The organism is Halomonas cerina (assembly GCF_014192215.1).
GTDB lineage: Bacteria > Pseudomonadota > Gammaproteobacteria > Pseudomonadales > Halomonadaceae > Halomonas > Halomonas cerina.
In genome coordinates, this window is sequence record NZ_JACHXP010000002.1 from 125,693 (window position 1) to 139,345 (window position 13,653).

A 13,653-nucleotide genomic window follows, 5' to 3' on the forward strand; every position below is an offset into this window, starting at 1 on the left:
GGCAGGGATGCCTGACCCGGCCGGCAGCCCTTGGCTGCCGGCCGTCTCACGTTCCGAGAGGCGCGGCCGGCGAGGCGCAGCCGGCGAGGCACGGCCGGCCAGGCGCGACCTGTGGATGAATTCCTTCGAGAGACACCTATGCAGACCGACCAACTTCTTGCCCTGTTCTGCGGCACCTTGCTGGTGCTGGGTCTGATCGCCTTCTTCCTGGGGCGGGCCAAGGCCATGAAGGTACGTAACAGCGGCACGCCCATGACGGCTCAGCCCGACCAGTACGCCTGGTTCAGCGTGCTCTCCACCGCCGGTCCGGCGATCCTGGTCGGCGCCGTAGGGGGCTTCGTGATGCTGCTGCTGGGGGCCGAGATCCCCACCTTCTACCTGCTGGCCGGCAGCCTGGTGGTGGCTGCCGTCGGGCTGATGATCGGTATCGCACAGGTGAGGCCCGACTTCCATGCCCGCAAGGCCATCGAACGGGTGATCCGCTGGATCCTGGTTACCGCGGCGCTGATCTCGATCTTCACCACCTTCGGGATCCTGTTCTCGATCGTCTTCGAGGCGCTGCGCTTCTTCCAGATGCACAGCTTCTGGGAGTTCATCACCGGCACCGTCTGGAACCCGGGCGCCAGCTTCCTGGCCGCCGCCGGTCGCGCCGAGGAGGGCGCCAGCGCCGCCCAGTTCGGCTCGGTGCCACTGTTCGCCGGCACCTTCATGATCACCGCCATCGCCATGCTGGTGGCCATCCCCGTGGGCCTGCTGTCGGCCATCTACATGGCGGAGTTCGCCCCCAAGCGGGTGCGCACCCTGGCCAAGCCGACCCTCGAGGTGCTGGCCGGCATTCCGACCGTGGTCTATGGCTTCTTCGCCGCCATCACGGTGGCGCCGATCATCGTCGATGTGGCGGGCTTCTTCGGCCTGGATGCCTCCTTCAATAACGCCGTGGCCCCCGGCATCGTCATGGGCATCATGATCATCCCCTTCATCTCCTCGCTGTCCGACGATGTCATCAACTCCGTACCGGACAGCATGCGTCAGGGCTCGCTGGCGCTGGGCATGACCCAGGGCGAGACCATCCGCGACGTGGTGATCCCGGCGGCACTCCCGGGCATCATCTCGGCCTCGCTGCTGGCGGTGTCCCGCGCGCTCGGCGAGACCATGATCGTGGTGATGGCGGCGGGCATGCGCCCCAATCTCACCGCCAATCCACTGGAAGACATGACCACGGTGACCGTGCGTATCGTCGCGGCCCTGACCGGTGACCTGGAGTTCGAGAGCGCCGAGACCCTCTCGGCCTTCGCTCTGGGGCTGGTGCTGTTCGCCGTCACCCTGAGCCTCAATTTGGTGTCGGTGCTCATGATCCGCCGCTTCCGCGAGAAATATCGCGTCACCAACCTGTAACGCCGAGGAACCGCCGAGATGAGTCAATCCTTCGACGACATCAGTGCCCAGTTGAAGCGCCGACACCGCAAGTCGGCGCGGCTGAAGTGGATTTCCATGGGCGCCCTGGGGCTGGCTGGCCTGTTCCTGGTGCTGTTCTTTGCCGACATGCTGGTCAAGGGCCTGCCCGCCTTCCAGCAGGCGCAGATCCAGGTGGAGATCGACTACAACGAGGACGCAAGCCGCATGGGACGTGCCGCCCTGGACCCCGAGGTGTCGCGCCTGGTGAGCCGCACCTTCGAGCGGATGATCCCCGTACAACTGCGTAATAACCCGGACCTGCTGGGCACCACCGAGACCCGCTGGGTACTCGCCGACAGCGAGGTGGACCAGTATCTCAAGGGGAATCGGCATAAGCTCTCCGAGTCCCAGCAGGCCACCGTCGACAGGCTGGTGGCGCAGGGCGACCTGGCGCTGAAGTTCAATACCACCTTCTTCACCAGCGGCGACTCCAAGATGCCGGAAGCCTCGGGGATCCTGGCCGCCGCGGTGGGCACGGTGATGACCCTGCTGGTGACGCTGGCCATCGCCTTCCCCATCGGCGTGATGACGGCGGTCTACCTGGAGGAGTTCGCCCCCGACAACCGCCTGACCCAGATCATCGAGATCAACATCAACAACCTGGCGGCGATTCCTTCGATCCTGTTCGGCCTGCTGGGCCTGGCGATCTTCATCAACTTCTTCGGCGTTCCCCGCTCCACACCGCTGATAGGCGGCATGACCCTGGCCCTGATGACCCTGCCGGTGATCATCATCGCCACCCGCACGGCCCTGCGCAGCGTGCCGGACTCGATCCGCCACGCCGCCTTCGGGGTGGGCTGCTCGCGCTGGCAGGTGGTGCGCGACCATGTGCTGCCGCTGGCCATGCCCGGCATCATGACCGGTTCGATCATCGGCCTGGCCCAGGCCATGGGCGAGACGGCACCCTTGATCATCGTCGGCATGGTGGCCTTCATTCCCGACGTCTCGCCCTCGTTCACCGAGGCGGCCACCGTGCTGCCGGCCCAGATCTTCACCTGGGCGGGGGAGCCGGAGAAGGCCTTCGTCGAGAAGACCGCGGGTGGCATCCTGGTGCTGCTGGCGATCCTGATCTTCCTCAACGCCACCGCCGTCATGCTGCGCAAGAAGTTCGAGCGTCGCTGGTAGGCCACGCTACGTTACAGGGTATCCAGATATGAACATTCACGTTGCCGAGCGGAGTACCGCGCCGATGTCACGTCACGAAAGCTCCCGTCCCGAACCCGGCCAGCCGGTGACCCGCAACGCAGACGCCCACCATGAGCTGAGCATCCGCGTGCGTGATCTCAGCCTCTGGTACGGCGACTCCCAAGCCTTGAAGAACATCAACATCGATATCTACCAGAAGAACATCACCGCCCTGATCGGTCCTTCGGGCTGTGGCAAGTCGACCTTCCTGCGCTGTCTCAACCGCATGAACGACCTGATCCCCAACGTGCATCTCGAGGGGCTGGTGGAGATGGACGGCTTCGATGTGAACGCGGTCAAGATGGACGAGGTAGCCCTGCGCCGCCGGGTGGGCATGGTGTTCCAGAAGCCCAACCCCTTCCCCAAGTCGATCTATGACAACGTGGCCTATGCGCCGCGCATGCATGACCTGGTGAGTCGCAAGGCCGACCAGGATGAACTGGTGGAGAAGGCGCTGCGCGATGCCGGCCTCTGGGAGGAGGTCAAGGACAAGCTGCATCAGCCAGGCACCTCACTTTCCGGCGGCCAGCAGCAGCGTCTGTGCATCGCCCGGGCCATCGCCGTGCAGCCCGACGTGATCCTGATGGATGAGCCCACCTCGGCCCTGGACCCGATCTCCACGGCGACCATCGAGGATTTGATGGACAAGCTCAAGCGGCAGTTCACCATCATCACCGTGACCCACAACATGCAGCAGGCGGCGCGGGTGGCGGACTACACGGCCTTCTTCCACCTGGGCGAGATCATCGAGTACAACAACACCAAGACCATGTTCGCCAACCCGGCGACCAAGAAGGCCGAGGACTACATCACCGGCCGCTACGGCTAAGGCCGAATACCAGAGCGACCAACGACCGGGAGGCCATGGCCTCCCGTCGTCGTCTTTGCTTGTCATATGATTGACATCTGGTGCCTTTATATATGGAATTCCATATATCATGGATATCCATCACGACGAGGGCTGCAGCATGACACTATGTATCGGCATTAATGGCTTCGGGCGCATCGGCCGCCTGGTGCTGCGCAGCCTCTGGCCGCGCGTCGAGGCCGGCGAGGTCGAGCTTTCGCGCATCAACGACCCGGGCGGCGATGCTGCCACCTTTGCCCACCTGCTGGAGTTCGACTCGGTCCACGGCCAGTGGTCGCCGGGGCAGGGCATCCAGGCCGAGGATGACGCCTTGGTGGTGGACAGCCGCCGTATCGCCTTCAGCACCCACAAGGCGCTGGACAAGGGCGACTGGTCGGGCTGCCAGGTGGCCATCGAGTGCTCCGGCAAGATCAAGACCCGTGACAAACTGCAGGCCTATCTCGACCAGGGCGTCGAGCGGGTGGTGGTCAGCGCGCCGGTGAAGGAGGAGGGCGTACTCAACGTGGTGGTGGGCGTCAACGACGATCTATATGACCCTGACATCCATCGCATCGTCACCGCAGCTAGCTGCACCACCAACTGCCTGGCGCCGGTGGTCAAGGTGATCCACGAGACCTACGGCATCCGCCACGGCTCCATGACCACGGTGCACGATATCACCAACACCCAGGTCATCCTCGACGCCCCGAGCTCTCCCAGCAAACCCGACCTGCGCCGTTCGCGGGCCTGCGGCATGAGCCTGATTCCCACCACCACCGGCTCGGCCAAGGCGATCACCGCCATCTTCCCCGAGCTTGAGGGCAAGCTCAACGGCCATGCCGTGCGCGTGCCGCTGGCCAATGCCTCGCTCACCGACATGGTCTTCGAGCTCGAGCGCGAGGTGACCGTGGAGGAGGTCAACTCGGCGCTCGAGGCCGCCGCCGAAGGCGAGCTTGCCGGCATCCTGGGCTTTGAAGAACGCCCGCTGGTGTCCATCGACTACCGGACCGACCCGCGAAGCTCGATCATTGATGCGCCCTCGACCATGGTAATCAACGGCACCCAGCTCAAGCTCTACGCCTGGTACGACAACGAGTGGGGCTACGCCAACCGCACCGCCGAGCTGGCCCTGAAGGTGGGGCGGGGGCCGGAAGAGAGAGTGCAGGTGGGCCATGCCTGAGGCCGGAGGGCTCGCGAGCCGCGTGAAGGCGCTGCCCTTCGAGGTGCGTCAGTACCTGCTGATCACCGGCAACTACTGGGCCTTCACCCTCACCGACGGCGCCCTGCGCATGCTGGTGGTGCTCTACTTCCACCAGTTGGGCTACTCGCCGCTGGAGGTGGCGCTGCTGTTCCTCTTCTACGAGGCCTTCGGCGTGGTCACCAACCTGGTGGGGGGGTGGCTGGGGGCGCGACTGGGGCTCAACCGGACCATGAACGTCGGGCTTGGCCTGCAGATCGTGGCGCTAGCCATGCTGATGGTGCCCGCGGCGGCGCTGACCGTGCCCTGGGTGATGGCGGCCCAGGCGCTGTCGGGGATCGCCAAGGACCTCAACAAGATGAGTGCCAAGAGCGCGGTCAAGGTGCTGGTGCCCAGGGACAGCGCCAGTGCCCAGAGTGCCCTCTACCGCTGGGTGGCGATCCTCACCGGCTCCAAGAACGCGCTCAAGGGGGCCGGCTTCTTCCTGGGCGGACTGTTGCTGACGCTGATCGGCTTCCGCGGCGCCGTGCTCGCCATGGCCCTGATGCTTATCGTTGTGCTGGGGTTGTCGCTTTCTCGCCTCAAGGCCGACCTGGGCCGCCAGAAGGTCAAGCCCAAGTTTTCCGAAGTGTTCTCCAAGTCCCGGGCCATCAACGTGCTCTCGGCGGCTCGGCTGTGCCTGTTCGCCTCCCGGGACGTGTGGTTCGTGGTCGCGCTGCCAGTGTTCCTCTACGACCAGCACGGCTGGAGCCACTGGACGGTGGGCGGCCTGCTGGCGGTGTGGGTGATCGGCTACGGCGGCGTGCAGACCCAGGCGCCGCGTCTCACCGGACTGGTCAAGGGCGGCGCGCGGGGCGTCACGGCGTTCTGGGCCCTGGCGCTTGCCGGCCTGCCGGCACTGCTCGCGCTGCTGCCACTGGCCGAGGTAGGTTGGCTGGTGGCGGGCCTACTGGCCTTTGGTGTGCTGTTCGCCATCAATTCCAGCTGGCACAGCTACCTGATCGTCCATTACGCCCGGGCCGACGGGGCCTCCATGGACGTGGGCTTCTACTACATGGCCAACGCCATGGGGCGCCTTCTCGGCACGCTGCTCTCCGGCGGTGTCTACCAGGTGTATGGGCTCGCCGCCTGCCTGTGGATCTCGGCGGCCTTGGTGGTGGCCAGCGCGCTGATGGCCCTGGCGCTGCCGCGGGAGGCTCAGGTCTGAACTTCGCCAGCGCGGGGCAGTTGCGTAGAATGATGACGAGACCCATTTAAGGAAGCCCCCGATGTCGCTGGACCCGCTGCGCCTGTTCAAGTGCCTGAGTGACGAGACGCGCCTGATGCTGACCCTGCTCATCCTGCGCGAGGGCGAGCTGTGCGTCTGCGAGATGACCCACGCCCTGGAGGCCTCACAGCCCAAGGTGTCGCGGCATCTGGCGCAACTGCGCCAGTGCGGTCTGCTCAACGACCGCCGCGAGGGGCAGTGGGTCTATTACGGCCTCGAGCCGAGCCTGCCCACTTGGATGATGACCACCCTGGAGGCCGCCGCGAAAGGGGCCAGCCCTCGGCTCGCGCGGCTGCGCGAGCGACTCTCGGGCATGGGCAACCGCCCGGAGCGTCGCGCCGCGCTCTGTTGAGAGGTCCCGCGGACCGCCACTCGAGGGCTCGGGACGTGATCTCGAGGATCATGGCTCCGCCGGGAAGTGGTGGCGAGTGCCGTTGGCGATGTGCACCAGAGCCAGCATCAGCGGCACCTCCACCAGCACGCCCACTACCGTGGCCAGCGCCGCGCCGGATTGCAGACCGAACAGCGCGATGGCGGCGGCCACCGCCAGTTCGAAGAAGTTGCTGGCGCCGATCATCGCCCCGGGAGCGGCGACGTTGTGGGGCACCTTCCATGCCTTCGCCCAGCCGTAGGCGAGAAAGAAGATCAGGAAGGTCTGAATGATCAGCGGGATGGCGATCAGCACGATATGCAGCGGCGCGGCGAGGATCACCTCGCCCTGGAAGGCGAACAGCAGCACCAGGGTGATGATCAGCCCGATGGGAGTGATCGGGCCCACCTTCTTCATGAAGACGTTGTCGTACCACGCGCTGCCGTGGCGGGCGATCAGGGTGCGACGGGTCACGACGCCGGCGGTGAGCGGAATCACGATGTAGAGCACCACCGAGAGGGCCACGGTGTCCCAGGGTATCGGGATGTCGGACACCCCGAGCAGGAAGACCACGATGGGCGCGAAGGCGAACAGCATGATCAGGTCGTTGAGGGCGACCTGAACCAAGGTGTAGGCGGCGTCGCCCCGGGTCAGGGTGCTCCATACGAAGACCATGGCGGTACAGGGCGCCGCGCCGAGCAGGATGGCGCCGGCCAGGTACTGGCTGGCCAGGTGCTCGGGGATCAGCGGGGCGAATACCACCGTCAGGAAGAACCAGGCGATGGCGAACATGGTGAAGGGCTTGATCAACCAGTTCACCGTGGTGGTGATGAGCAGTCCTCGGGGTTGACGGCGCACCCCGAGCACCGCGGTGAAGTCGATCTGCGCCATCATGGGAAAGATCATCGCCCAGATCAGGATCGCCACCGGGATCGACACCTGGGCGACCTCGAAGCGCGACAGGGTCTCGGGGATCGCCGGGGCGAGCTGGCCAAGCAGCACGCCGGCCACGATAGCCAGCGCCACCCAAAGGGAGAGGAAGCGCTCGAAGAGCCCCATGCCCTCCGCGACGCTGGGCGCTCGTGACGACTGCTGTGCTGTCATGTGATGACTCCTGGCAATGTCGCCGGGCTGCGGTTAAGGCGACAGGGTGATGAGGGCTAAAATATATGTTAATCCATATATCTTCAATCCTGCCTGTCATGAAGATGGGCGACCGGCGCTGCTATGCTCGGCGCCATGTCATTCCCTGCCAATGGAGATCGTCTTGCTCGCCAACGATTCGCTACGTCTCGAAGGGCTCGTCATCGGTGAGCTCTCCGGCGTCGACCTGACGATCGCGCCCGGCGAGATCCTCTGCCTTGCCGGAGCCAGCGGCTCCGGCAAGAGTCGGCTGTTGCGTGCCGTGGCCGACCTGGAGCCCCACGACGGTGAGGTATGGCTGGGTGAGACGGCCCAGTCGTCGGTCTCCGGACACACGTGGCGGGCCCGAGTGATGCTGGTGCCGGCGGAGAGCCAGTGGTGGGCGGACACGGTGGGCGAGCATTTCCTCGAGGATCAGGCCGATGCCGGGGACCTCGAGGCGCTGGGCTTCGCGCCCGAGGTGCTCGGCTGGGAGGTGAATCGGCTCTCATCGGGGGAGAAGCAGCGCCTGGCGCTGCTGCGGGCGGTGAGTCGGGAGCCCGCGGCACTGCTACTCGACGAGCCCACCGCCAACCTGGATGAGGCCACCACCCGGCGGGTGGAAGCCTGGCTCACGACACGGATCCGCGAACGGGGTTGGCCGGTCCTCTGGGTCGCGCACGATCCCGGACAGATCGCCCGGGTGGCGACTCGCCATCGACGTCTTTTCGATGGCCGGCTGCAGGTGGTAGAGGAGGGCGCATGGACGTGATCGCGCTGGCTTGGTGGCAACTGTCCCTGGCGGCCCTGATGGTGGTGGCTCTGGCCGGCTGCACGGCCGTCGCCCGGCTGGGCATGGGCAAGACCCTGCTCATCGCGGCAGCGCGCACTGTCATCCAACTCGCCCTGGTTGGCCTGGTGCTGGAGGCGCTGTTCGCCGCGGCACGCCTGCACTGGGTGGCGTTGATGGCGCTCGCCATGCTGCTGATCGCCGGACGCGAGGTGATGGCGCGCCAGAAGCGCCGGCTGCTGGGGGGCTGGGCCTTCGGCATCGGCACCCTGTCGATGTTCTTGTCATCGTTCACCGTCGCCGTGCTCACCCTGACCCTGATCATCGGCCCCGAGCCCTGGTATCGCCCCCAGTACGCCATCCCGCTGCTGGGCATGATGCTCGGCAACACCATGACCGGGGTGGCACTGGCGCTGGACCGACTCACCGACACCGCCTGGCGTCAGCGGGCGGTGATAGAGAACCGGCTGATGCTCGGTGAACGCTGGCAGGAGGCGATCGGCGATATCCGCCGCGAGGCCATGCGCAGCGGCCTAATGCCGATGATCAATGCCATGGCCGCCGCGGGGGTGGTCAGCCTGCCGGGCATGATGACCGGCCAGATACTCGCCGGCACATCTCCGGGGCTGGCGGTGAAGTACCAGATACTCATCATGTTCACCATCACCCTAGGCACCGGCTTCGGCACCCTGGCTGCGGTGGCGGCGGGCAGTCGCCGGCTGTTCGACGGCCGCGAGCGGCTGCGCCTGGATCGCCTCTCGGCGCCCAGGGGGTGAGAGCCTAGCGTTTTGGCAGGTCGGCTAGGAAGCCCTCGACGGCGGCGATCAGCCGCTCAGGACATTCGCGATGGGGCACATGGCCGCAGGGCAGGATCCGTGCCCCGCTGGGCCCTGCACTCCGCTCGGCAATGTAACGGGCTTGATCCGGTGAGCCGAACTCGTCCTGCTCGCCATGGATCGCCAGGGTAGGACAGTGGACCCGTGCCAGCGTCGGCGCCAGGTTCCAATTTGCGAAGGCCTCGGTCTGCCAGGTATCGACCCAGGCGCGCAGTACCCACTCGGCCTTGTCGCCGTGGTAGCGGGCAAGCCGCGCCAGCTGGTCCGGGTCGGTGAAGCTCTGTTCTGCCTCGCGGATACCGGCCAGGATGCGTGGCTCCATATAGGCCTGGGCCGCCACGGTGATCAGCCCTTCGCATGACTCAGGGTGCTGTGCGGCGGCCTCGATGGCCATGCCCCCGCCTACGCTGTGGCCGAAGAGGACGAAACGCTCGCGCTTAAGGTGGTCCCGTACGGCGGCGAAGGCGCCTCGGGCCTCATCATCAATGAAGCTGAGCGGAAGCCGACCCGGGTACGGATCGGAGCGCCCGAAGCCCAGGCGGTCATAGGCGAACACCTCCCGGCCGCTGGCGTCGGCTAGCCGGGCAGGAAAGTCGCGCCAGAGCGCCACGCAGCCCAGCGAGTCATGCAGTAGAACGATGGGACTTCGTCCCGCATCGGCCGTGTCCGGACGCCAGCGGGCGACATGGATGTCGCCCGCCGGGGAGTCGAGAGTGACGGCCTCCATCAGTCGACCAGTTCCACGGCCACCGCGGTGGCCTCGCCGCCACCGATGCACAGGCTGGCGATGCCGCGCTTGCCGCCCTTGGTGCGCAGGGCATGGATCAGGGTGGCGATGATCCGCGAACCGGTGGAACCGATGGGGTGGCCCTGGGCGCAGGCGCCGCCGAAGACGTTGACCTTGTCGTGGGGCAGCCCCAGGTCATCCATGGCCATCAGCGTGACCACGGCGAAGGCCTCGTTGATCTCGAAGAGATCGACGTCGTCGACACCCCAGTCGAGCTTTTTCATCAGCTTCTGGATGGCGCCCACCGGCGCGATGGTGAACTCGCTGGGATGCTTCGAGTTGGTGCTATGACCGAGCATCCGGGCGATGGGCTTGGCGCCATGCTTCTCCGCCGCGGCCCGGCTGGCCAGGATCAGCGCCGAGGCGCCGTCGGAGATCGAACTGGAGTTGGCCGCCGTGATGGTGCCGTCCTTGGTGAAGGCCGGGCGCAGGCTACGAACCTTGTCCAGCTTGGCCTGGAAGGGCTGCTCATCGTGCTCGACGACGGTCTCGCCCTGGCGGCTGGTGACGGTCACCGGGGCCATCTCGGCCTTGAGGTGGCCGGCGTTGGTGGCCTCCATGGCGCGCTCGAGCGAGGCGATGGCGAAGTCGTCCAGGCGCTCGCGGGAATAGCCACGCTCGCTGGCGATCTCCTGGGCGAAGCCGCCCATCAGCTTGCCGGTCTCGGCGTCCTCCAGGCCATCGAGGAACATGTGGTCCTTGAGCTCGCCGTGGCCCAGCCGATAGCCGGTACGCGCCTTGGTCAGCACATGGGGCGCATTGGACATGGATTCCATGCCGCCGGCCAGGATGAGCTCGCCGCTGCCGGCGCGGATCAGGTCATGGGCCAGCATGGTGGCCTTCATGCCCGAGCCGCACAGCTTGTTGATGGTGGTGGCGCCGATGGTATCCGGGATGCCGGCCTGGCGCATGGCCTGGCGGGCCGGCCCCTGCTTGACGCCGGCGGGCAGCACGCAGCCCATGATGCCCTCGTCGATAGCCGAGGTCTCGATCCCGGCCCGTTCGATGGCGACACGGATCGCGGTGGCGCAAAGCGTCGGCGCGGTCAGGCTGGCGAGGCTGCCCAGCATGCCGCCCATGGGGGTACGGGCGGCGGAGAGGAAAACGATGTCGGTGGACTGGCTCATGATGATGACTCCTATGGCCCCGGTACGGGCCGATGGCGGGTGATGTTGTCATTGTGGACGCCCCGGCACGCGTTGACCCGGCGTCGGGGCTATGGTTTTCTCAGGGTCAACCAAGCAAGCGCTAGTGTGAACGTCGATGACTGTAATAAATGACTCCCCGCGCCGCAAGGAGCTGACCCGACAGGCCGCCCAGCTGTTCGTCCAGGAGGGGTTCGACCGGACCACGGTGCGCATGCTCGCCCAGGAGATGGGCATTAAGTCCGGCAGCCTCTTCCATCACTTCCGCGACAAGCAGGAGATCCTCGCGGCGGTGATCGAGGAGGGTACCCAGAACGCCCTGGCCATTGCGCGGGCCGCCCTTGCTGAGTGTGACAACACACCCGAGGCACGGTTGCAGGCCATGGCCCGTGCGCACCTAGAGACGCTGCTCACCGACCGCAATGCGCATGTCGTGGCCCTCTACGAGTGGCGCCGTCTCGACCCGGAGTCGCGTGACCACCTGAGCCACCTGCGCGATGCCTATGAAGCGCTCTGGGAGCAGGTCATCGATGCGGCCCTGGCCGCCAACCTGATCCATGGCGACCGCTTTCTGGTGGCGCGCTTCGTGATGGGCGCGCTCAACTGGACCTCGCGCTGGTACGATCCCGCCGGCTCGCGCTCGCCGGATGACCTGGCCCATGAGCTGGTCGCGATGATCACCCACGACGCCTCGTGATCCGGCGCATGCCTGGCGCGTCCACGCGCTCGACCATCGTCTAGTCCTTTTCGTCGCTTCAGGGCTTGCCCCGCTGCGCGGGAGTCTCTAGCTTGTCCCTAGCACTTGCTAGGTTGACGTTTACGTCAACTGAATATCTGCATCGGCTGACGCTGCAACGCAGGTGGCCGCGCACGCCCGCTTCCCGTTCGCGACCTGCCCTGCCGACAACAAGCACAAACCGCGAGAGGCATGACATGAGCACCCAAGCGACCCTTCCCGAGTACCAGGCCTACCTCGAGACCTTCTCCATCGATGACGTCATCGCGCGCCTCGACGACCATCGCGACGGCCAGGCCAACGCCTTCGAGTCCTGCTGCGGGCGCCATCTGCGGGCCGGGCGTGGCGACGTCCTGGCGCTGGTGCACGAGGACACCCAGGGCAAGGTCAACACGCTGAGCTATGCCGAGCTGGAGGCCGAGAGTGCCAAGCTGGCCGGCTGGTTCGCCGAGCGCGGTCTGGGCGTGGGCGACCGTATCGCCTGCATGCTGCCGCGCTCGCCACAGCTGCTGGTGGCGGTGCTGGCTACCTGGCGCATCGGCGCGGTCTACCAGCCGCTGTTCACTGCCTTCGGTCCCGACGCCGTGGACTATCGTCTGGGCCGTGCCGACACCCGGCTGGTGATTACCGATCACGCCAACCGCTTCAAATTCGACGGCCTGACCCAGTGCCCGCCGGTGCTGGCCGTGGGTGGTCCGACGCCCGAGCATAGCGATGACCTGGACTGGGTGGAGGCCCTGGCTCATGCACCCATCCAGGCCACCCCGCCGCGCCTGTCCCGTGACGAGCCTTTCCTGCAGATGTTCACCTCCGGCACCGTGGGCAAGCCCAAGGGCGTGGCGGTGCCGCTTTCCGCCATGCCGGCCTTCGCGCTCTACATGGAACTGGCGGTGGGCCTACGCGAGACCGACCGCTTCTGGAACATGGCCGACCCGGGTTGGGCCTACGGGCTGTACTATGCGATCACGGGGCCGCTGCTACTGGGCGTGACCACCCACTTCTGCGAGGCGGGCTTTACCGCCGAGGGGGCGCTGGCCTTCATGCAGCGTCACGGCATCACCAACTTCGCCGCCGCGCCCACCGCCTACCGCCTGATGAAGGCCTCGGGTCTGTTCGACGACGCCCACGAGACGCTGACGCTGCATCGCGCCAGCTCCGCCGGCGAGCCGCTCAACACCGAGGTGGTCGGCTGGGTTGAGCGCTCCCTGGGCTGCCCGGTCATGGACCACTACGGCCAGACCGAGACCGGCATGACCTGCAACAACCACCACGCGCTGGATCACCCCAAGCACGTGGGGGCCATGGGCGTGCCGATGCCCGGCTACCGGCTGGCGATCCTCGACGCCGAGTACCAGGAACTGCCTCCGGGCGAGCCGGGCGTGCTGGCCGTGGACATCGCCAACTCCCCGGCGCACTTCTTCCAAGGCTATACGTGGCAGGAGAAGCATCCCTTCGCGGAAGGGTATTATCTGACCGGCGACGTGGTGATCCGTAACGAGGACGGCACCTTCCAGTTCGCCGGACGCGATGACGACATCATCACCACCGCCGGCTACCGGGTGGGCCCCACCGATGTCGAGAACACCGTGATGACCCATCCGGCGGTGGCCGAATCCGCCGCCGTGGGCCAGCCTGATGAGATCCGCGGTGAGATCATCAAGTCCTATATCGTGCTGCGCGAGGGCTTCGAGGCAAGTGAGCAACTGGCCGACGAGATCCGCCAGCGGGTGCGCGAGCGCCTCTCGACCCACGCCTTCCCGCGGGTGATCGAGTTTGTCGACGTGCTGCCCAAGACCCCCAGCGGCAAGATCCAGCGCTTCAAGCTGCGCGCCGACGCCGCCGAGAAATCTGCAACCAGTGCTGCACAATGACAACCGCAAGCGTCTGAAGCGAGAGGCGCCAGGGACAGGGCGCA

At 66.4% G+C, this 13,653-nt stretch carries 13 protein-coding genes; 10 read left to right on the forward strand and 3 right to left on the reverse strand.

Features of this window, described 5'->3' with window-relative positions; translation table 11 throughout:
- Window positions 1-138 precede the first annotated feature (138 nt).
- The 6 genes from pstC to FHR94_RS02580 all read left to right on the forward strand — a co-directional run bounded on the left by pstC (window position 139) and on the right by FHR94_RS02580 (window position 6,304).
- Window positions 139-1,395, forward strand: a complete 1,257-nt coding sequence (gene pstC / locus FHR94_RS02555; RefSeq protein WP_183324049.1) for a phosphate ABC transporter permease subunit PstC — start codon at window positions 139-141, stop codon at window positions 1,393-1,395.
- Between the two features lie 18 nt (window positions 1,396-1,413).
- The gene (gene pstA, locus FHR94_RS02560; RefSeq protein ID WP_183324050.1) at window positions 1,414-2,580 is read left to right on the forward strand and encodes a phosphate ABC transporter permease PstA; all 1,167 of its coding nucleotides are present in this window, start codon (window positions 1,414-1,416) and stop codon (window positions 2,578-2,580) included.
- Between the two features lie 64 nt (window positions 2,581-2,644).
- Window positions 2,645-3,469, forward strand: coding sequence for a phosphate ABC transporter ATP-binding protein PstB (gene pstB, locus FHR94_RS02565; RefSeq protein WP_221188336.1), 825 nt, complete (start codon window positions 2,645-2,647; stop codon window positions 3,467-3,469).
- Window positions 3,470-3,608: 139 nt separating this feature from the next.
- The gene (locus FHR94_RS02570; protein WP_183324051.1) at window positions 3,609-4,667 is read left to right on the forward strand and encodes an ArsJ-associated glyceraldehyde-3-phosphate dehydrogenase; all 1,059 of its coding nucleotides are present in this window, start codon (window positions 3,609-3,611) and stop codon (window positions 4,665-4,667) included.
- On the forward strand, window positions 4,660-5,892 hold the full coding sequence (gene arsJ, locus FHR94_RS02575; protein WP_183324052.1) for an organoarsenical effux MFS transporter ArsJ: 1,233 nt from the start codon (window positions 4,660-4,662) through the stop codon (window positions 5,890-5,892). The genes FHR94_RS02570 and arsJ overlap by 8 nt, the downstream gene beginning before the upstream one ends.
- Window positions 5,893-5,953: 61 nt before the next feature.
- The gene (locus FHR94_RS02580) at window positions 5,954-6,304 is read left to right on the forward strand and encodes a metalloregulator ArsR/SmtB family transcription factor (protein ID WP_183324053.1); all 351 of its coding nucleotides are present in this window, start codon (window positions 5,954-5,956) and stop codon (window positions 6,302-6,304) included.
- A gap of 48 nt (window positions 6,305-6,352) precedes the next feature.
- Here the strand turns inward: FHR94_RS02580 and arsB are convergent, their stop codons facing one another.
- A complete protein-coding gene (arsB, locus tag FHR94_RS02585; RefSeq protein WP_183324054.1) occupies window positions 6,353-7,426 on the reverse strand; it encodes an ACR3 family arsenite efflux transporter in 1,074 nt (357 codons plus the stop codon).
- A 163-nt stretch (window positions 7,427-7,589) separates the two neighbouring features.
- Here arsB and FHR94_RS02590 point away from each other — a divergent pair, with 163 nt between their 5' ends.
- Window positions 7,590-8,216 carry an ABC transporter ATP-binding protein gene (locus FHR94_RS02590; protein WP_246389795.1) on the forward strand — a complete coding sequence of 209 codons (627 nt, stop codon included), beginning with the start codon at window positions 7,590-7,592 and terminating at the stop codon, window positions 8,214-8,216.
- Window positions 8,207-9,010, forward strand: coding sequence for an ABC transporter permease (locus FHR94_RS02595; RefSeq protein WP_183324056.1), 804 nt, complete (start codon window positions 8,207-8,209; stop codon window positions 9,008-9,010). Before FHR94_RS02590 ends, FHR94_RS02595 begins: the two co-directional genes overlap by 10 nt.
- A gap of 4 nt (window positions 9,011-9,014) precedes the next feature.
- Here FHR94_RS02595 and FHR94_RS02600 read toward each other — a convergent pair whose 3' ends face one another.
- Together FHR94_RS02600 and FHR94_RS02605 are read right to left on the reverse strand one after the other, a co-directional pair.
- Window positions 9,015-9,797: an alpha/beta fold hydrolase gene (locus FHR94_RS02600; protein WP_183324057.1), complete on the reverse strand. Its 783-nt coding sequence runs from the start codon at window positions 9,795-9,797 to the stop codon at window positions 9,015-9,017.
- Window positions 9,797-10,984 carry an acetyl-CoA C-acyltransferase gene (locus FHR94_RS02605; RefSeq protein ID WP_183324058.1) on the reverse strand — a complete coding sequence of 396 codons (1,188 nt, stop codon included), beginning with the start codon at window positions 10,982-10,984 and terminating at the stop codon, window positions 9,797-9,799. The genes FHR94_RS02600 and FHR94_RS02605 overlap by 1 nt, the downstream gene beginning before the upstream one ends.
- A gap of 136 nt (window positions 10,985-11,120) precedes the next feature.
- Between FHR94_RS02605 and FHR94_RS02610 the strand changes: the two genes are divergently transcribed.
- The gene (locus tag FHR94_RS02610; protein ID WP_183324059.1) at window positions 11,121-11,699 is read left to right on the forward strand and encodes a TetR/AcrR family transcriptional regulator; all 579 of its coding nucleotides are present in this window, start codon (window positions 11,121-11,123) and stop codon (window positions 11,697-11,699) included.
- A 236-nt stretch (window positions 11,700-11,935) separates the two neighbouring features.
- Window positions 11,936-13,609 (forward strand): AMP-binding protein, encoded by a 1,674-nt coding sequence (locus FHR94_RS02615; RefSeq protein ID WP_183324060.1) that lies wholly within the window; start codon window positions 11,936-11,938, stop codon window positions 13,607-13,609.
- The last annotated feature ends 44 nt before the right edge of the window (window positions 13,610-13,653 follow it).

Coding starts and splice junctions, on each gene's coding strand:
- pstC (WP_183324049.1), top strand. CDS start 139: ATGCAGACCGACCAACTTCTTGCCCTGTTCTGCGGCACCTTGCTGGTG.
- pstA (WP_183324050.1), top strand. CDS start 1,414: ATGAGTCAATCCTTCGACGACATCAGTGCCCAGTTGAAGCGCCGACAC.
- pstB (WP_221188336.1), top strand. CDS start 2,645: ATGTCACGTCACGAAAGCTCCCGTCCCGAACCCGGCCAGCCGGTGACC.
- FHR94_RS02570 (WP_183324051.1), top strand. CDS start 3,609: ATGACACTATGTATCGGCATTAATGGCTTCGGGCGCATCGGCCGCCTG.
- arsJ (WP_183324052.1), top strand. CDS start 4,660: ATGCCTGAGGCCGGAGGGCTCGCGAGCCGCGTGAAGGCGCTGCCCTTC.
- FHR94_RS02580 (WP_183324053.1), top strand. CDS start 5,954: ATGTCGCTGGACCCGCTGCGCCTGTTCAAGTGCCTGAGTGACGAGACG.
- arsB (WP_183324054.1), bottom strand. CDS start 7,426: ATGACAGCACAGCAGTCGTCACGAGCGCCCAGCGTCGCGGAGGGCATG.
- FHR94_RS02595 (WP_183324056.1), top strand. CDS start 8,207: ATGGACGTGATCGCGCTGGCTTGGTGGCAACTGTCCCTGGCGGCCCTG.
- FHR94_RS02600 (WP_183324057.1), bottom strand. CDS start 9,797: ATGGAGGCCGTCACTCTCGACTCCCCGGCGGGCGACATCCATGTCGCC.
- FHR94_RS02605 (WP_183324058.1), bottom strand. CDS start 10,984: ATGAGCCAGTCCACCGACATCGTTTTCCTCTCCGCCGCCCGTACCCCC.
- FHR94_RS02610 (WP_183324059.1), top strand. CDS start 11,121: ATGACTGTAATAAATGACTCCCCGCGCCGCAAGGAGCTGACCCGACAG.
- FHR94_RS02615 (WP_183324060.1), top strand. CDS start 11,936: ATGAGCACCCAAGCGACCCTTCCCGAGTACCAGGCCTACCTCGAGACC.